This window comes from Terrabacter sp. 05T424 (assembly GCF_056396225.1).
In genome coordinates this window covers 62,201-78,243 of sequence record NZ_JBFTLB010000005.1, presented here as the reverse complement: position 1 = coordinate 78,243, position 16,043 = coordinate 62,201, and the positions used below count along the sequence as shown (strand labels likewise).

Here is a 16,043-nt window from a genome sequence, read left to right as displayed (position 1 = left end):
GGGGCACCAGCCGGCGGCCCGTGCGAGCGTAGCTCAATGGTAGAGCGCCAGCTTCCCAAGCTGGATACGCGGGTTCGATTCCCGTCGCTCGCTCCGCAGCAGTCACCCGAGACGGGCGCCCCGTCAGCCCCAGCCAGACCCGGCGACGAGCACCGGGCCCGGCACAGCCTCCTAGCGCACCCGACCGGCCACCCACGCGCTGGTCCACAGCTTCGAGAGCTGCACGCGCTGGCCCGGTCGCGGCGAGTGCCAGACCTTGCCGCTGCCGGCGTACACCCCGACGTGGTAGGCGCGTCCGGCCCGCATGAAGAAGACGAGGTCCCCGGCCATGATGTTGGACTTGGCCACCCGCACGGTCCTCAGGCGCTGGGCGTTCGCAGTGCGGGGCAGTGCCACGTGCAAACGGGTCCGGTAGACGTAGTAGATGAGGCCGGAGCAGTCGAACGCGTACGGCCCCGCGGCACCCCAGCGGTAGGGCTTGCCCCTCTGAGCGGCCGTGAGGCGAAGTGCCTGGATGCGACGCGGGACGGCCGCCACGGGGGCGGTGGCCACGTTGACCGCCTTCTTCGGTGCTGCCTTCACGTGGGGGGCAGCAGCGGTCGGCGCCGTCGTGGAGGCAGGCGGTGCACCGCCGGTCCCCACGAGGAGGGCGGCGCCGAGCAGCGGGGTGAGGGCGAGGGACTGGAGCGGCAGTCGACGGCCGGGGCGCCGATGGCGTCCGGGGCGTGCAGGGCGTGCAGGACTCGTAGCGGGCATGGTCGGGTTCCTTCCCACGCCTTCGAGGTGAGCTGTCGGGTTCGGGCAGAAGTGGCCCGGCCGCAGGTCGCGGCTTCACCCCGAGGACCGGTCCTAGCCGGCCCAGAATTGGGTCCCCCGCTCCTGTCCGCGTGATGCGCAGCTGCCCCGGCCGGCGGACAGGACTCGGCGTACCGGCGGGCCGGCCGGGGAGGACCCCGGCCGATGAACTGCATCGACGGTCGCAGACGAATGGTTGAACCGTGTAGGTCACGGCTCGATATCGGCAGATGTTGACATGACAAACCGCCCTGAAGGAGGGCGTTTCTGACAGCGGAGCACGAAACCGTCCGAAAACGACTGGACCCGCGACGGGCTTCCGGCACACCATGGTTGCCGCTCCGCACCGGAGTCGTCAGTCGTCGGCGGGAGAGCCCGCGGAGAGGTGGGTGGCCTTCATGGCCTGCTCAGCGGTCACGGACCTGCGTCACCTCACCCACCCCGGCTGACCGGGTCGCCCGGTCCTGCCCGACTGACAGGAACACCGTGAAACCACTGACAGACAATGAGATTCGCACTGCCCTCGTGAACTGCTCGCGCCGCGAGGCGAAGCAGGCGAGCATCCCGGGCAGCCTCGAGACGCTCCCGTGGGAGCAGCTGGACTACTTCGGCTGGGTCGACCGCAGCAACCCCCAGAGGGCGTATGCCGTCGTGCCCGTCGACGACGAGGCGGTCGCCTTCGTCCTGCGGGCGTCGGAGCGGACACGCAAGGCGCGGGCGATGTGCGCCTGGTGCGAGGACGCCTTCGCCACGGCCGACGTGCGGCTGTGGGTCGCGCGACGTGCCGGCGCCGCCGGCCGCGAGGGAAACAGCCTCGGCACCCTCGTCCACGCCGACTTCAGCTGCTCCCAGCACGTGCGCCGCCCGCCGAACGCGATGGAGGGCGGACTCGACGCAGGCTCGCTCGTCGATCGACGCGTCGAGGAGCTCCGGGCGCGCTCGTCCGCCTTCGCGCGTCGGGTCCGCGACGGCTCCTGAGCTGGCGCTGATGCCCTGACGTCAAGGCCCCGGCCCGGCGTCAGGGCATCGGCTCGACCGGCTCCCCCGACAGCACGCCATCCATGATCCGGCGCCAGATCGGGGCGGCGTAGCAGGCACCGGTCATCGACGCGCACGACTTGCCCGCCATCGACACGTTGAACATGTGCCGGGTGGGGTGGACCGGGTTGCCCACCCACACAGCGGTCGTCAGCTGTGGGGTGTAGCCGACGAACCACGACTGCGCGTTGCCGTCGGACGTCCCCGTCTTGCCGGCCGTCGGGCGTCCGGGCAGCTGGTTGAGGATGCCCGAGCCGTGCGTCATGTTGTACTCCAGGTACGTCGTCGCCTCGTCGACCGCGTGTGCGTCGGCCACCCGTCGGCAGGCTGGAGGTGGCGCCCACAGCGTGCGTCCACCCGCCACGACGCTGGTGACGGGGTGGACGTCACAGAGGGTGCCGTGGGCGGCGAGGGCGGCATACGCGTTCGCCATCGTCTGCGGCGAGACGGCCTGTGCGCCGAGCACCACCTGCGGGGGGTAGGTGCCCAACGGCTGGCCGTCGCCGCCGTGGATGCCGAAGGCCGTCATCGTCGAGTGGATCGCGCAGACCCCGATCCGGCTGGCGAGTGCCACGAAGGCGGTGTTCGTCGACTTCGCCGTCGCCTGCTTCAGCGACATGGTGCCGCCCTTCCACGGCTCGTCGTTGTAGACCGACCACGGGCCGCCCACGCCACACGGCTGGGGAAACTGCTTGCTGCTGAAGGTCGCCGGCCGATGGTTGTCCGCGGCCGGCGCGTTCACCGAGGCGTTCGTGCCGAGCCCCTGCTTCATGGCGGTCACGAGGGAGAAGGCCTTGGCCGTCGACCCGAACTGGAAGCCGCCGGAGCCGCCATAGCGCCGGTCGACGGCATAGTCGAGCTCGGTCGCGCCGGGACCCGAGCCGTAGGCCGTGTCCTGGCCGAGGCCGAGCACGGCGCCGGTGCCGGGCTCCGTGACGTACGCGGCTGCCGCCACACCGAGCGTGTTCTGCTCCGGGGCCACCGCGCGCAGGGACGCGTCGACGACACGCTGCACCGACGGGTCGAGCGTGGTGCGGATCGTCAGGCCGCCCTGGAAGATCCGGTCGCGCCGGGCCTGCTGGGTCGGACCGAGTGCGGGCTGCCCCTCGAGCCACGCGATGACGAACGAGCAGAAGTAGGGGTCGGGGGACGCGTCGCACGTCGCCGGCTGATGGGTGACATCGAGGTCTCGCGCCAGGGGCCGCTTCACGGCCGCCGCATACGATGTCGGGCTCAGCTCGCCGAGCGCCTTCATGCGCGCCAGCACCACGTTGCGTCGGGCCTGCGCCGCCTTCGGATGGTGCACCGGGTCGCTCGTGCTCGGGCTCTGCACGAGACCGGCGAGGGTCGCGGCCTCGGTGAGGGTGAGCTCACTCGCGTGCACGCCGAAGTAGTGCCGGGCGGCTGCCTCGACGCCGTAGGCCCCGTCTCCGTAGTACGCGAGGTTGAGGTAGCCCTGCAGGATCTCGCCCTTGCTCCATGACCGCTCGAGCGCGACCGCGTAGCGCAGGTCGACGAGCTTGCGCGGGATCGTCTTCGCGATGGCGGCCCGGGCCGCCGCGTCCTGGCCGTCTCGCAGCGCCTGCGCCTGCAGCGACAGCTTGACGAACTGCTGGGTGAGCGTCGACGCACCCTCGGTCGCCTGCCCGGTGCGCAGGTCCGCGAGGACTGCACGGGTGAGCCCCTGGGGGTCGATGGCCCCGTGCTCGTAGAAGCGGCTGTCCTCGATCGCCACCTGGGCGACCCGCATGACCGGCGCGACCTGCGAGAGGGGCACCACCACGCGGTCCTCGTCCTGCGGCGTCGCGATGAGCGATCCGTCGGCGGCCAGGATCCGCGAGCCCTGCGCGAGCTGCGCCATGGTGAAGGTGCTCGGCAGGGCCATGAACGCGTCGGCGCCGGCGGCCGACAGCCCGCCGAGGGCAGCCAGTGCGGGCGTCCACAGACCGGCAGCCAGCACCCCGACCGACACCGCGGCCGCCACGAAGGCGGCAAGCGTGCGGGCCGTTCGTCCGAGGTCGCGGCGTCGTCCGGTCACGGACCACGATAGGCGCGCGACGCCGACGGCTCGCTGCGTGTCGGCTGGGAGCTGGCTGCGAGCGGAGGTATGCCACCGGCGTGGCCGTTTGGACGACGACGCCCGACTGTTGCTACGGTTGCGACGCCTCGCAGGCGTAGTTCAGTAGCAGAACAGCCCTCTTCCAGGGGGAAGACGTACGTGCAATTCGTGCCGCCTGCTCCAACGCGAAGGGCCCGGTCCTCCACGGACCGGGCCCTCCTGCATGTCCGGGCGAGGGCGTATGCCGCGTGCCCGGCGAGATGGTCAGCGCTCGTTGCCCCGCTTGTAGTTGCCGGTCGCCCGGGCGAGGGCGTGCTGGATCGCGTTCTCGTCTCCTCCGTCGGGCACCCGGTCGAGACGGCGGGCCGGGCCCCCGGCGACGACTGAGACGAGCCGCCCGCCTCGCGACACTCGCACCTCGCCCGAGGCGGTGCGCTGCCAGTGGAAGGGTTCATCGCGGAGTCGGTTGCGGGCGTCCATGGCCCCATCCCAGCGGCTGGGGCGCGCCGGAGCGAGCGGGTTTTCGACTGCACCACCCCGGCGCGTGCCCGCGCACGCGGGCAGCAGCGGGACGGCATACGCAAGCGGGCGAGCGTGGCCCAACCGTGACCTGCTCCCCTTGCGATTCGTTACCGGTCAGTAGCATCATGGAAGTGACCGGCCAGTAACTTGGCGCGCCCGCCGACGCGGACGCACGACGAGCGACAGAACGCGGAGGGTCCCGATGGGCCACTACAAGAGCAATGTGCGCGACCTCGAGTTCAACCTGTTCGAGGTCTTCAACCGTCAGGACGTCCTCGGGCGCGGCATCTACGCCGACGTCGACGTCGACGCGGCGAATGACATCCTCCGCGAGGTCTCGCGCCTCGCCGAGAACGAGCTGGCCGACAGCCTGCTCGACAGCGACCGCAACCCGCCCGTCTATGACCCGGCCACCCAGACCGTGACGATGCCCGACTCGTTCAAGAAGTCGTTCAAGGCCTACGTCGACGGCGACTGGGGCAACCTCGACGTGCCGGCCGAGCTCGGCGGCATGGTCGTTCCCGCGTCGCTGCGCTGGTCGGTCGCCGAGATGGTGTGCGGCGCCAACCCCGCCATCCACATGTTCACCGCGAGCTACTCGTTCGCCAACCTGCTGTGGCACCTCGGCACCGACGACCAGAAGAAGCTGGCCAAGCACATCGTCGACAAGGCCTGGCACACCACGATGGTGCTCACCGAGCCCGACGCCGGCTCCGACGTCGGCGCCGGCCGCACCAAGGCGGTCCAGCAGCCCGACGGCACGTGGCACATCACCGGCGTCAAGCGCTTCATCACCTCGGCCGAGTCCGACATGGTCGACAACGTCGTGCACTACGTCCTGGCCCGCCCCGAGGGCGCCGGCCCCGGCACCAAGGGCCTCTCGCTCTTCATCGTGCCGAAGTTCCACGTCGACCTCGAGACCGGCGAGCTCGGCGAGCGGAACGGCGCCCACGTCACCAACGTCGAGCACAAGATGGGCCTCAAGGTCAGCACGACGTGCGAGGTCACCTTCGGCGAGCACGAGCCGGCCGTCGGAACCCTCCTCGGCGACGTGCACGACGGCATCGCGCAGATGTTCAAGGTCATCGAGAACGCGCGGATGTTCGTCGGCACCAAGGCGATCGCCACGCTCTCGACCGGCTACCTCAACGCCCTCGAGTACGCCAAGGAGCGGGTCCAGGGCGCCGACCTCACGCAGATGACCGACAAGTCGGCCCCGCGTGTCCCCATCACCAACCACCCCGACGTGCGCCGCTCGCTCATGCTGCAGAAGGCGTACGCCGAGGGCCTGCGCGCGCTCGTCGTCTACACCGCGAGCCAGCAGGACACCGTCAACCAGGCTCAGGCCGGCAACCCGGCGGCGCCCCTCGAGAAGGGCTCCGACGCCGAGCTCGCCAACAAGATCAGCGACCTCATGCTGCCGATCGTCAAGGGCCTCGGCTCCGAGCGCGCCTGGGTGCTGCTCGGCACCGAGTCGCTCCAGACCTACGGTGGCTCGGGGTTCCTGCAGGACTACCCGATCGAGCAGTACGTCCGCGACGCCAAGATCGACACGCTCTACGAGGGCACGACCGCGATCCAGGGCCTCGACTTCTTCTTCCGCAAGATCGTGCGCGACAAGGGCGCCGCCCTGCAGCACGTCGCCGGGCAGATCCAGGAGTTCGCCAAGGACCTCGGCGGCTCGCTCGACACCGAGCGCGAGCTGCTCGGTCGCGCCCTCGAGGACATCCAGGGCATCGTCGGCTCGATGATCGGCACGCTCATGCAGAGCGACCCGCGCATGGGTGGCGACGTCGCCAACCTCTACAAGGTCGGCCAGAACACCACGCGCCTGCTGCTGTCTGCCGGTGACCTCGTCGTCGGCTGGCTGCTGCTGCGCCAGGCCGAGGTCGCGCAGGCCGCGATCGACGGTGGGGCCTCCGGCAAGGACGCCGACTTCTACCGCGGCAAGGTGGCGGCGGCCTCGTTCTACGCCAAGAACGTCCTGCCGAAGATCGCGGCCGAGCGTGCCATCGCCGAGGCCACCGACAACGACATCATGGACCTTCCCGAGTCCGCCTTCTGACCCTCCACGGGCGAGAGAGCGCGCCATCCTCTCCGACGTCGAATGGGCAGCCCTCCCCCGTGTGGGACGGGCTGCCCTTTCGACTGGGCCCCTGCGTCAGAGCTTGCGCTGGTAGGCCGGGCAGAGCTCGACGATGCGGAAGCCGAGGTCCTCGTTGATCGAGACCATCCACGAGTTCGTGTCGTCGTTACCGGTGACGACGCGCTTGCGCTCGGGGTGGTCGGTCTGCAACCGCCGGAGGTTCTCCACCTTGACGGCCATGCCGAGCCGCCGACCGCGATGGGCCTTGTGCACCAAGGTCCCCCACTGCCAGGCGACCGACGGTGCCCCTGACGGCAGCATGAGGTCGGTGTAGGCGACGACGTCTCCCGTCTGCTCGTGCACGCCGACCGTGGTGAGGCGCGCCCGCCCCTGCTTCTCGAAGACCTCGAGGTACTCGCGGTAGCGGGCCGGCGTCAGCGACTCCTCCTCGAACTCGATGTCGCCCGTGGGTGCGTCGACGGCGAGCTGGTTCATCACCGCGCAGAGCGACTCCTGCAGGTGCTCCGGCACGCCACCCACGTAGGTCTCGAGGCGGTACGCGCCCTGCCACCTCGGGCGCGCGTGCTCTGCGTGCCTCGCCAGCAGGTCGTCGGCGACCGGGAGGTCGAGGTGGCGCATGATCTCGGTGTTGCTGAGGTGGTAGCCGTGCCTCTCGGCGAACCGGCGATAGGGGTGGTCGTCGGCGTCGGGCGGGACCATGACGTCGGTGACGAGCGTCGTGCGCGACTCCTCCCGGGCCCGGGCCACGACGCGGTCCACAAGGGCCGAGCCGGCGCCGTGCCCACGGTGCGCGGGGTCGACCTGGACGTCGTGCCAGACCATCGAGCTGTTGTCGCTCATCGGCAGCCAGATCGTGGCGACACCGACGAGATCGTCGCCGTCCCAGGCGCCCCACATCTCCTGCCGCTCCGCCTCGTCAACGTGCCGCCACTCGACGAGCGTCTCTGCGAGAGAGGGTGGTTGGTGCCAAGGACGCTCGTGGTCCTTGCTCGCGATGATGACCTCGTACGCCCGCGCGCACACCTCGTCGTCGTGCACGTCGATGAGCCTCGTGTCCATGCATCGACCGTAGGGGCGCCACCGGCGGGGTGCCATCGAGTTTCCGGCAGTCGCAGCGTCGCCCGCGTGTGACGGAGTGTTCTCTCGATCAGGGACGGGGGTGGCGGAGCGGTCTCTCGATCGGGGACGAGGGTGACGGAGCGTTCTCTCGATTGGGGCGGGGGCTGGACGTGGGTCAGCGGCGGCGGGGGCGGGTGGTGCGGAGCAGCAGGAGGCCGAGCGCGAGGACCGCGAACCCGACGGCCGGCACGACGTCGCCGACAAGGAAGAAGACCGGCCGGTTGCCGAGCACGTCGACGCCCACGATCGAGACGATGAGGATGCCGAAGAAGAGCACTCCGGCCGAGACCGCGGCGACGGGGTCGACCCACCCGCGGCGCTCGTCCACACCGTCGTCAGCCGGGCGCCTCGTCCGGTCGAAGCGCACGAAGTCCGCGACGAGCGCGGCCGTCACGACGGCGAGAACGGCGAACAGGACCGGCCGCGACAGCCGCCAGGCCCACGAGCCGATTGCGGGTTGCCGCAGCCCGATCGCACGCAGCCCGAGGAGCACCGCCATGAGCGCGGTGAGGTGCCAGAGGAACGCCGTCATCGCGAACGGCGCCGCGGAGACGACCACCCGCCACACGCGCGGTCGGGCGAGCATGCGAGCCATGACCGGTCGCAGCACGACGGCCAGCCCGCAGATGCCGATGCCCTGCGCCAGAAGGGCCGCGGTCGGAGGTGCCATGTTGGAGACCGCCTCGCCCGGCAGCCCGACCATCGACACGGGGTAGGGGCCGAGCGCGACGGCGAGCCCCATCGCGCCGAAGCCGACGCCCGCCATCAGCCAGCCCCGCGAGGTGGTGAGCAGGCCGTCGCGCCAAGCGAACCCGAGCTGGTGCAGGGCCAGCCACACGAGCGCGAAGTTGAGGTTGCCGACGAGCGCCTGCCCTCCGGAGAACCGCATGACATCGACGACGACAGCGAGAGCGACGAGCACGGCGACCACCCGCAGGCCGAACCTGGCGTGCAGGCCGCGCATGAACGGCGCGAAGGCACACGCCCCCAGGTAGATGCCGACGAACCACAGCAGCTGCGGCACCATGACGAGCGCGTCCCGGGCGAGGCGGCCGGCGTCGCCGGGCCGGGCGGTGAGGCCACTCAGGTGGGCGACCAGGCCGAGCACCGCCCAGGTCGCGAGGAACGCGAGGGTCGGTCGCAGGAGGCGCCGTGCGCGCGCCCGGAAGAACGCGGCATACCGGCCGGGGCCGGACGGGTGGCGCCGCTCGAGCGACGCGAGCGTGTGGGCGTGGGCGACCCCGCCGACAAGGAAGAAGAGCGGCATCACCTGGAGCAGCCAGGTGGGCGGCTGAAGGGCCGGCACGACCGCGAGCGCGTTGGTGATCCGCCCGTCCGACGTGATGGCGACCATGAGCCAGTGTCCGAGCACCGACGACGAGCAGGGAGCCGACGCGGAGCGTGTCTACCCAGCGGTCGCGGTCGGCGGGCGTGGCGGCGTCGACGGAGGCCGCGCTGTGACCGTGAGTGCGTGGGTCAGCGGGCGACGGGACGTCGCCGGGCGCGTACGCCGGTGGCTGGTGTGGTCTCACGCCTCATCGAAGCACGGACGGAGGCCCGAGCAGGTGAGTTCTCCTGCTCAGGCCGCCATCGCAGAGTGGCGGGACCGCGCGTCAGACGACGTCGTCGCGGCGCGTGACGCGACGCTCGACGACGTCGGGCTCGCCGCGCCGCTCGACGACGTCGGGCTCGCCGCGTCGCTCGGTCACGGTGGTGTGCTGGGTGCGCGTGCGCTGGGCGTTCATGATGAGCGCGAGGATGACCGCGAGGGCCCCTGCTGCCATCAGGATGATCCCGATGGTGTTGCCCGTGCTGCTGCTCATGTTGAGCACGCTCGAGTCGATGTTCGTGAAGTAGAAGATCGCACCGATCACCAGAAGCACGATCCCGAGTCCGATACCCATGTGGTCTCCTTGGTCAAGGGCACGCCACAGCGCGTGCCTGACCACCCCATACCCGACAGAGGCTTCCGTCAGGCAGCGCGACGGCGACCGAACACGAGCGTGACCGTCGAAAGCAGGAGCATCACGACTCCCACGCCCACGGCGATCACGATCTCGTAGTAGAGGTTGCGGGCCGCGAGCCCGTAGGCGGCGTCGGCGAGCGTGCGCGCCACGGCAGGGTCGACGCGCCTCAGCAGCGGCTCGCGCGCGACCATCACGACAAGGGCCAGCGCGAGCGACGTGACGATCCACCCGAGGGCCACGAGGGTCGTCGCAGTGCGCCACCGACGGGCGAGGAAGATCGCGAGCAGCCCGAGCGCGGCGACGACGGCCGGTGCCCATGGGCCCCACGCGTCGGCGATCCGGTATGCCTGCTGCGCCTTCTGCAGGTCGCTGGCCTTCGCGATGGGGATCGTCACGACCGGGGCGAACGAGCCGGCCCCCTTCACGCCAGCCTGCTCGAGCGTCGAGGTCAGCGCGGGCACCGGGATGGTGAGGCGCACGGCGACCCTGCCCTGGGAGTCGAGCTCGGTGTCGGCCCGGCCCTGCATCACGGCGATGAACTGCGTGTGCACCGCCCGGATGCCCGTGGCCCACGCGGACGCGACCTGCGGGCTGGCGACGATGGTCGCCGCCTCTGCACGGATCGGGACCTCGAGCGCCTTCTCGACGGCGGGCTGGAGCTGGACCGCGCCGAGCACGCCGTTGACGATGCCGTCGGTGAGCGCCTCCTGGACCTGCGGCTTGCTGACGACGGGTCGCAGCTCGTCGACGAAGACGTCGGTGCGGGTGAGCATCACCGACGCCCAGAACCCGAGGAGCGCCACGGGCAGCAGCACCACGGCGAGCAGACCGCACAGGGCGGAGAGGAAGGAGGGCCCGGCCCTGCCGGATCGCTGTGCCACGCCTGCCACCTGTCCGATCGTCGGCGTCCGGGACGCTCCCGGTCGCACCGCAGACCTCGCTAGACCCCCCGGAGGTCGAGAGCCAGTGTGGCAGGGGCGGCCGGGTCGATGACCACGGGGATGCCCCAGTCCTGCTGGAAGAGGTGACAGGCGGCGTGCTCGGGCACCTCGCCTGTGACCGGGTCGCCGTCGCACGAGGCGGCCTGGACCGAGATGTGCAGGGTGCCGGTGCCGATGTCGCCGCGCAGCACCAGACGGCGGGTCAGTCCCTCGGCACGGCCGGCTCCCTCGACGAGCAGTGCGTCGGGGGTGGCCGACACGTCGAGCCGTGTCGGGTCGCCCCAGCGGTGGTCGAGCTTCTGGCCTGCCGGGGGCACGAAGGTCACCTCGAGCGTCACCTCGCCGGACGGAAGGGGCGTCGACGGGCGCTGGGTGCGGTGCGCCGGTCCGTCGACGCGCTGGGCGTCCTCGGGCAGGGCGACACGGACAAGCCGGTGCGACGCGGACTCGACGACGACGAGACGGGTCTGCGCGGACTCCGGGTCGACCTCGACGACGGCGTCGCTCGGCTCGGCGAGGCCCTGCGCCACGGTCGTCACCTGACGAGTGACGGGGTCGAACCGACGGATCGCACCGTTGTACGTGTCGCTGACGGCCACCGACCCGTCGGGCAGCTCGGTGACCCCGAGCGGGTGCTGGAACAGCGCCTCGGTCGCATTGCCGTCGCGGTGTCCGAAGTCGAACAGGCCTGTGCCGACGTGAGTCTCGACGGTCTGGCCCCCATCGGCACCGAGGTGCACGGAACGCAGCGCGGACGTCTCGGCGTCGGCCACCCAGAGGCGTTCGCCCGACGGGGAGGCGGCCAGGCCCGACGGCTGGGCGAACCAGGCATCCAGGGCCGGCCCGTCGACGAGGCCCTCGTTCGACGTGCCGCCGACGACCTCGACGATGCCGTGCTCGATGGTGTCGCCCGGGGTCCAGGCCCACAGCTGGTGCGTGCCGGCCATGGCGATGACGACGCGGTCGCCCAGCCACGCGAGGTCCCACGGCGTCGACAGCGCCTGCTCGAGGGCAGGACCGCCGCCGGTGCGTTCGCGCAGTTGGCGGCCCGTGCCCGCCACGACGTGGATCGAGCCGTCCGAGAAGCGGATTCCCTTGAGCTGGTGGTTGACCGAGTCGGCGACGAGCAGGTCGACACCCAGGCGCTCGGCCACCTCGGGCGTCGCGAGCAGGACGCCCTGTGGCTCGTTGAGGACGCCCTCGCCTCCCCAGCGGGCGCGCTCGGTCTCGAGGTCGCCCTCGAGGTGCACGATCTGGTGGTTGGAGGTGTCGGAGACGACGAACGAGCCGTCGGGCAGGGCCGCGGCCTTGCCGGGGAAGCGCAGGGCGGTCTCAGGAGCGGGCGGCGGGACGTAGGGGTCGTCCCCCGGCTGCAGGGTGCCCTTCGCGCGGTGCTCCTCGATGAGCTCGGCGACGAGAGAAGCGAGCCCGGGCCCGTGCCCCTCACCGGACATCGACGCGACGACGTAGCCCTCCGGGTCGACGACCACGAGGGTCGGCCACGCCCGCGCGGCGTAGGCCCTCCACGTGACGAGCTCGGGATCGTCGAGCACCGAGTGGTGGACGGCATAACGCTCGACGGCGGCGGTCAGGGCGTCGGCGTCGGCCTCGTGCTCGAACTTCGGGGAGTGCACGCCGATGATCGTCAGGGCGTCGGGGAACTGCTGCTCGACCGGGCGCAGCTCGTCGAGGACGTGCAGGCAGTTGATGCAGCAGAAGGTCCAGAAGTCGAGCACGACGACGCGCCCGCGCAGATCGGCGAGCGACAACGGGCGTCCGCCCGTGTTGAGCCACCCGCGGCCGACGAGCTCTGCGGCGCGGACCTTGACGCGCGCGCGAAGCGTCGAGGCGTCGGCGCTCACGAGAGTCTCCGGTCGGGCAGCACGGGGAAGGTGCGCCGCCACTCGAGCGTCGCCGCGGTGTCGATGTCGATGCTCAGCACCTCCTCGTCAAGGCCCGCGGCGGCGAGAACCTTCCCGGCGGCGTCGACGACCTGCGAGTGTCCGCCCATCTCGTGGCGGGCATGCGTGCCGGCGGTGTTGCACTGGAGCACGACGCACTGGTCCTCGATCGCGCGCGCCTGGCCCAGCAGCGTCCAGTGCCCGACGCGCCTGCGCGGCCACGCGGCCGGGATGACGAAGACCTCGGCGCCACGGTCGAGGAGCCGCCGGTAGAGCTCGGGGAAGCGCAGGTCGTAGCAGGTCGAGACCCCCACGGGCACCGTCGCGCCGGAGGCCACAGGCACGTCGACGACGACCAGGTCCTCTCCGGCGTCCATGAGGCTCGGCTCGCCCTCGCCGAAGCCGAACCGGTGGATCTTGCGGTACGTCGCCACGAGCTCACCAGACGGCGAGAAGACGAGACTGGTGTTCCAGAGTCCGCGTCCGTCGGCCTCGGTCGGCGCGCCCCGCTCGACGATCGACCCGCCGTGCAGCATGACGCCCGCGTCTCGGGCCGCAGCCGAGAGCGCTTGTGCCACAGGGCCGTCGACCGCCTCGGCTCGCTCGTCCCAGTGCGTGTAGTCGAAGCCACCTGCGGACCACAGCTCGGGCAGCACGACGAGGTCGTGACCCTCCTGGGCGCGCACGAGGTCGGCGACCCTGGCCGTGCGGTGGGCGACGGACTCGTCGTCGCCGTAGGCGAGCTGGATGAGGGCAACCTTCATGCCCCCATGCTCACACGACCCGGTCGGCGGCGGTCGGCCACGCCCGGCACCCGGGCAGCACCAGGCATACGCCCTCGGTGTCCGTCGGCCTAGGCCCTCACACCGTGTGAGGGCGTAGACCATGGTCGTCATGTTCAACATCGGAGACTTCGCCCGGCTCGCGGTGGTCACGCTGCGCATGTTGGCGCAGATGACCGGACGGGTCGCCGACATGAGCGAGCTGGGACAGCAGATCGGGCCGGCGTTCGACCGGCTCGTCAGCGGCCTCGGTGCGGCCGGGGTGACGCTCCAGTCGGCGTCGCTCGCCTGGTACGACGGCGATGCGGACGGGACGTGATGGGGCGTCGGGTTCCCGGCGCTCGAGTCGGTCGACGTCGAGGGCGCCGAGGTGAGCGCGCTCCCGGCCTGCGACCGGGCGGTCACGGTGGGCGACCCGGACGCCTGGGTCACCGAGCTGCAGCAGCCGGTGCGCTGAGGTCGGCACCACCGACCCCGGCCGTGCGTCCCCGGGTCGCGGAGTACGCGCTGCGACGGGCAGCGAGCTGCTCGCGCAGCTCGGGGTCGCTCTGCACGAGGTAGACGAGGCCACAGTCCTGTGGGCCGGTGGCACCCGGGACGCAGAGGCTGCACGCCTCGCCGAGCCGGATCGGGCACATCGGGGCGGGTGGTCTGCGGGACATGGAACCTCCTGACCGAATACTACCGCATGTAGTAGTAGCGCCCGGTCAGCGCGCGGCGTTGTCGTCGCGCCTGGCGAGCGACGCGAGGCGCTCGTTGTAGGCCGCGAGCTCGGCGTCGCCGTCGCGGTCGGCCCGGCGGTCGACCCGCCTCGACTCGGCCCTGTCGCTGCGCGACCACTGGAGTGCGACGATCATGGCGAGCACGAGGGAGGGCAGCTCACCGATGGCCCACGCCACACCGCCGCCGTACTGCTGGTCGGTGAGGCGGGCGGCGGCGGAGTCACCGATCCAGGGGATCTTGATCACCTCGAAGAAGTCGCCGCCGAGCACCGTCGTGCCGCTGATCATCGCGACGCCGAAGAACGCGTGGAAGGAGATCGTCGCGAAGAGCACGACCAGTCGCAGGGCCGGGCTCCACTTCTTCGGGCCCGGGTCCACTCCGACGAGCACCCACGCGAAGAGGTAGCCGGTGAGCACGAAGTGGGCGGTCATGAGCAGATGGCCCGTGTGGGTCTGGAGGGCCAGCTGGAACAGGCCCGTCCAGTAGAAGACGACGAGGCTGGAGAAGAACAGCGTGGCCGCCACGGCCGGGTTGCCGAGCACCGCGAGGAAGCGCGAGTGCACCACGCCGAGCAGCAGCTCGCGCGGGCCGAGCGTGCCGTCACGACGGGGGCGCAGGGTGCGCAGCGCCAACGTGACCGGCGCCCCGAGGACGAGCAGGATCGGGACGACCATCGCCTCGGTCATGTGCAGCACCATGTGCCAGGAGAAGGCGACCCGGCTGTAGACGCCGAGCACGCCGTTGGTGGCGTAGAGGAACAGCAGCCAACCGGCCACCCACGCGAGGGTGCGCAGCACCGACCAGGCATCACCTCGCCTGCGCAGCCGCACGACCCCCACGACGTAGACACCGATGGCCAGCAGCCCCGTCGCGAGGAAGAGCCACTCGACGCGCCAGGCGGTCAGCCATGACAGCGCCGTGGGTGCGGGCGGGGCGGGGAAGCCCGTGAGTGCCAGGGCCGGCGAGGGGTTCGACACGCTCTCGGGCACCGGCGGTGCGGTGCGCGACAGGGCTGCCGCGACCCCGAACGCGAGGCCCATCACCAGCGTCTCGGCGACCGCGAGCCGGGCGAAGAGCCGGCCCCGACCGGCCCGGTCCCCGGCCGACGTCGCGTCGTCGATGCGGTCAAGGGTGACGCGGCGGTGCCACACGCCGGCGACACCGAGAGCCACGAAGGCGAGCACCTTGACGAGCACGAGCACGCCGTATGCCGTCGCGAGATCCGACCAGCCGCCGAGCCGGGTCGTGGCCGACATGACACCCGAGACACCCAGCGTGACGAAGCACCACAGCGCCACGGTCGAGTAGCGGCGGGCCACGGCGCCCAGGGCGTCGCCGAGGTGGCTGCGCAGGACGACGAGCGCCATCAGACCACCGACCCAGACGCCGGCGCTGAGCAGGTGGGCGGCGAGCGCGTTGACCGCGGTCTCGTGGTCGGCCGAGCCGCCGGCGTGGCCGGCGAGACCCAGCACGAGCAGGCCGAACGCCGACACGACCGTGAGCCCGACCGCCACGGAGCGCGCGCGGGCGACGGAGGCCACGGACGCGACCGCGAAGGCTGCGATCGCACTGATCAGCCCGACCCTGAGCGTCTCGATGCTCCAGACGTTGCCCGTGAAGTTCGTGCCGAAGGTCGGGTCACTGAGCGGCAGACCGGCGGCGTCGGCGAAGGTGAGCGCCACACCCACGGCGCCCGCGACCGCCCAGACGAACGCCGCGGCGGTCGCGACCCGGAAGGCAGCCGCCCGACGCGGCTCGTCGAGCGAGGCGCTCTCCTGCCGGGTGCGCCCCGGCACCATCGTGGCCGCCAGCAGCAGCGACCCGATGGTCAGCGAGGCCGCGACGTCGTGCACGACCCGGGCGAGCGGGAGTGCCCAGCGCACGACCGGTCCGGCATCGATGATGCCGTCGGGGGGTGAGTCGGTCGCGCCCGTGTAGCGGGCGGCCACGACGGTGGCGAGCAGCCCCACGACGACGACCGCGGCGACCACGGCCGAGGCGCCCCACGAGGCGGCGGGCTGGGCTCCCGCGCGAGGGTCGGCGAGACCGGCTCGCTGCTGGGTAGGCATGCGTCAAGGGTAAGTAGTCT

The 16,043-nt window shown here is 71.5% G+C and carries 14 protein-coding genes, 2 tRNA genes and 1 riboswitch; of the genes, 5 read left to right on the top strand and 11 right to left on the bottom strand.

Going from position 1 to position 16,043, the window contains the following annotated elements:
• Nucleotides 1-22 precede the first annotated feature (22 nt).
• Nucleotides 23-93, top strand: a tRNA-Gly gene (locus tag AC1DE0_RS12545).
• Nucleotides 94-171: 78 nt separating this feature from the next.
• On the opposite strand, the gene AC1DE0_RS12540 is transcribed toward AC1DE0_RS12545, so the two are convergent.
• Nucleotides 172-756: a C40 family peptidase gene (locus AC1DE0_RS12540; RefSeq protein ID WP_478100941.1), complete on the bottom strand. Its 585-nt coding sequence runs from the start codon at nucleotides 754-756 to the stop codon at nucleotides 172-174.
• Nucleotides 757-758: 2 nt separating this feature from the next.
• Nucleotides 759-898, bottom strand: a riboswitch (cyclic di-AMP (ydaO/yuaA leader).
• 383 nt (nucleotides 899-1,281) lie between these two features.
• Between AC1DE0_RS12540 and AC1DE0_RS12535 the strand changes: the two genes are divergently transcribed.
• Nucleotides 1,282-1,773, top strand: a complete 492-nt coding sequence (locus AC1DE0_RS12535; RefSeq protein WP_478100939.1) for an FBP domain-containing protein — start codon at nucleotides 1,282-1,284, stop codon at nucleotides 1,771-1,773.
• 40 nt (nucleotides 1,774-1,813) lie between these two features.
• On the opposite strand, the gene AC1DE0_RS12530 is transcribed toward AC1DE0_RS12535, so the two are convergent.
• Entirely contained in the window at nucleotides 1,814-3,871 is a 2,058-nt protein-coding gene (locus AC1DE0_RS12530) for a transglycosylase domain-containing protein (protein WP_478100937.1), read from the bottom strand.
• Between the two features lie 130 nt (nucleotides 3,872-4,001).
• Here AC1DE0_RS12530 and AC1DE0_RS12525 point away from each other — a divergent pair.
• A tRNA-Gly gene (locus tag AC1DE0_RS12525) sits at nucleotides 4,002-4,075 on the top strand.
• An 81-nt stretch (nucleotides 4,076-4,156) separates the two neighbouring features.
• Here AC1DE0_RS12525 and AC1DE0_RS12520 read toward each other — a convergent pair.
• Complete coding sequence (locus tag AC1DE0_RS12520; RefSeq protein ID WP_478100935.1) at nucleotides 4,157-4,372, bottom strand: hypothetical protein; 216 nt, start codon at nucleotides 4,370-4,372, stop codon at nucleotides 4,157-4,159.
• Nucleotides 4,373-4,616: 244 nt separating this feature from the next.
• On the opposite strand from AC1DE0_RS12520, the gene AC1DE0_RS12515 reads away from it, so the two are divergent.
• A complete protein-coding gene (locus AC1DE0_RS12515; RefSeq protein ID WP_478100932.1) occupies nucleotides 4,617-6,479 on the top strand; it encodes an acyl-CoA dehydrogenase in 1,863 nt (620 codons plus the stop codon).
• Between the two features lie 96 nt (nucleotides 6,480-6,575).
• Here the strand turns inward: AC1DE0_RS12515 and AC1DE0_RS12510 are convergent, their stop codons facing one another.
• From AC1DE0_RS12510 to AC1DE0_RS12485, 6 genes are all read right to left on the bottom strand, one after another.
• Nucleotides 6,576-7,580, bottom strand: a complete 1,005-nt coding sequence (locus AC1DE0_RS12510; RefSeq protein ID WP_478100930.1) for a GNAT family N-acetyltransferase — start codon at nucleotides 7,578-7,580, stop codon at nucleotides 6,576-6,578.
• A gap of 175 nt (nucleotides 7,581-7,755) precedes the next feature.
• Nucleotides 7,756-8,994 (bottom strand): acyltransferase family protein, encoded by a 1,239-nt coding sequence (locus AC1DE0_RS12505; RefSeq protein WP_478100928.1) that lies wholly within the window; start codon nucleotides 8,992-8,994, stop codon nucleotides 7,756-7,758.
• A gap of 259 nt (nucleotides 8,995-9,253) precedes the next feature.
• Nucleotides 9,254-9,544 carry a DUF6458 family protein gene (locus tag AC1DE0_RS12500; RefSeq protein ID WP_478100926.1) on the bottom strand — a complete coding sequence of 97 codons (291 nt, stop codon included), beginning with the start codon at nucleotides 9,542-9,544 and terminating at the stop codon, nucleotides 9,254-9,256.
• A gap of 68 nt (nucleotides 9,545-9,612) precedes the next feature.
• Nucleotides 9,613-10,488, bottom strand: coding sequence for a hypothetical protein (locus tag AC1DE0_RS12495; RefSeq protein ID WP_478100924.1), 876 nt, complete (start codon nucleotides 10,486-10,488; stop codon nucleotides 9,613-9,615).
• A gap of 59 nt (nucleotides 10,489-10,547) precedes the next feature.
• The gene (locus tag AC1DE0_RS12490) at nucleotides 10,548-12,410 is read right to left on the bottom strand and encodes an NHL domain-containing thioredoxin family protein (RefSeq protein WP_478100922.1); all 1,863 of its coding nucleotides are present in this window, start codon (nucleotides 12,408-12,410) and stop codon (nucleotides 10,548-10,550) included.
• A complete protein-coding gene (locus AC1DE0_RS12485) occupies nucleotides 12,407-13,213 on the bottom strand; it encodes a carbon-nitrogen family hydrolase (RefSeq protein ID WP_478100920.1) in 807 nt (268 codons plus the stop codon). Before AC1DE0_RS12485 ends, AC1DE0_RS12490 begins: the two co-directional genes overlap by 4 nt.
• Before the next feature lie 130 nt (nucleotides 13,214-13,343).
• Here AC1DE0_RS12485 and AC1DE0_RS12480 point away from each other — a divergent pair, with 130 nt between their 5' ends.
• Nucleotides 13,344-13,550: a hypothetical protein gene (locus tag AC1DE0_RS12480; RefSeq protein WP_478100918.1), complete on the top strand. Its 207-nt coding sequence runs from the start codon at nucleotides 13,344-13,346 to the stop codon at nucleotides 13,548-13,550.
• Between the two features lie 109 nt (nucleotides 13,551-13,659).
• On the opposite strand, the gene AC1DE0_RS12475 is transcribed toward AC1DE0_RS12480, so the two are convergent.
• Together AC1DE0_RS12475 and AC1DE0_RS12470 are read right to left on the bottom strand one after the other, a co-directional pair.
• Nucleotides 13,660-13,893, bottom strand: coding sequence for a DUF6767 domain-containing protein (locus AC1DE0_RS12475; RefSeq protein ID WP_478100915.1), 234 nt, complete (start codon nucleotides 13,891-13,893; stop codon nucleotides 13,660-13,662).
• Between the two features lie 45 nt (nucleotides 13,894-13,938).
• Nucleotides 13,939-16,023 carry a bifunctional copper resistance protein CopD/cytochrome c oxidase assembly protein gene (locus AC1DE0_RS12470; RefSeq protein WP_478100913.1) on the bottom strand — a complete coding sequence of 695 codons (2,085 nt, stop codon included), beginning with the start codon at nucleotides 16,021-16,023 and terminating at the stop codon, nucleotides 13,939-13,941.
• Nucleotides 16,024-16,043: the final 20 nt, after the last annotated feature.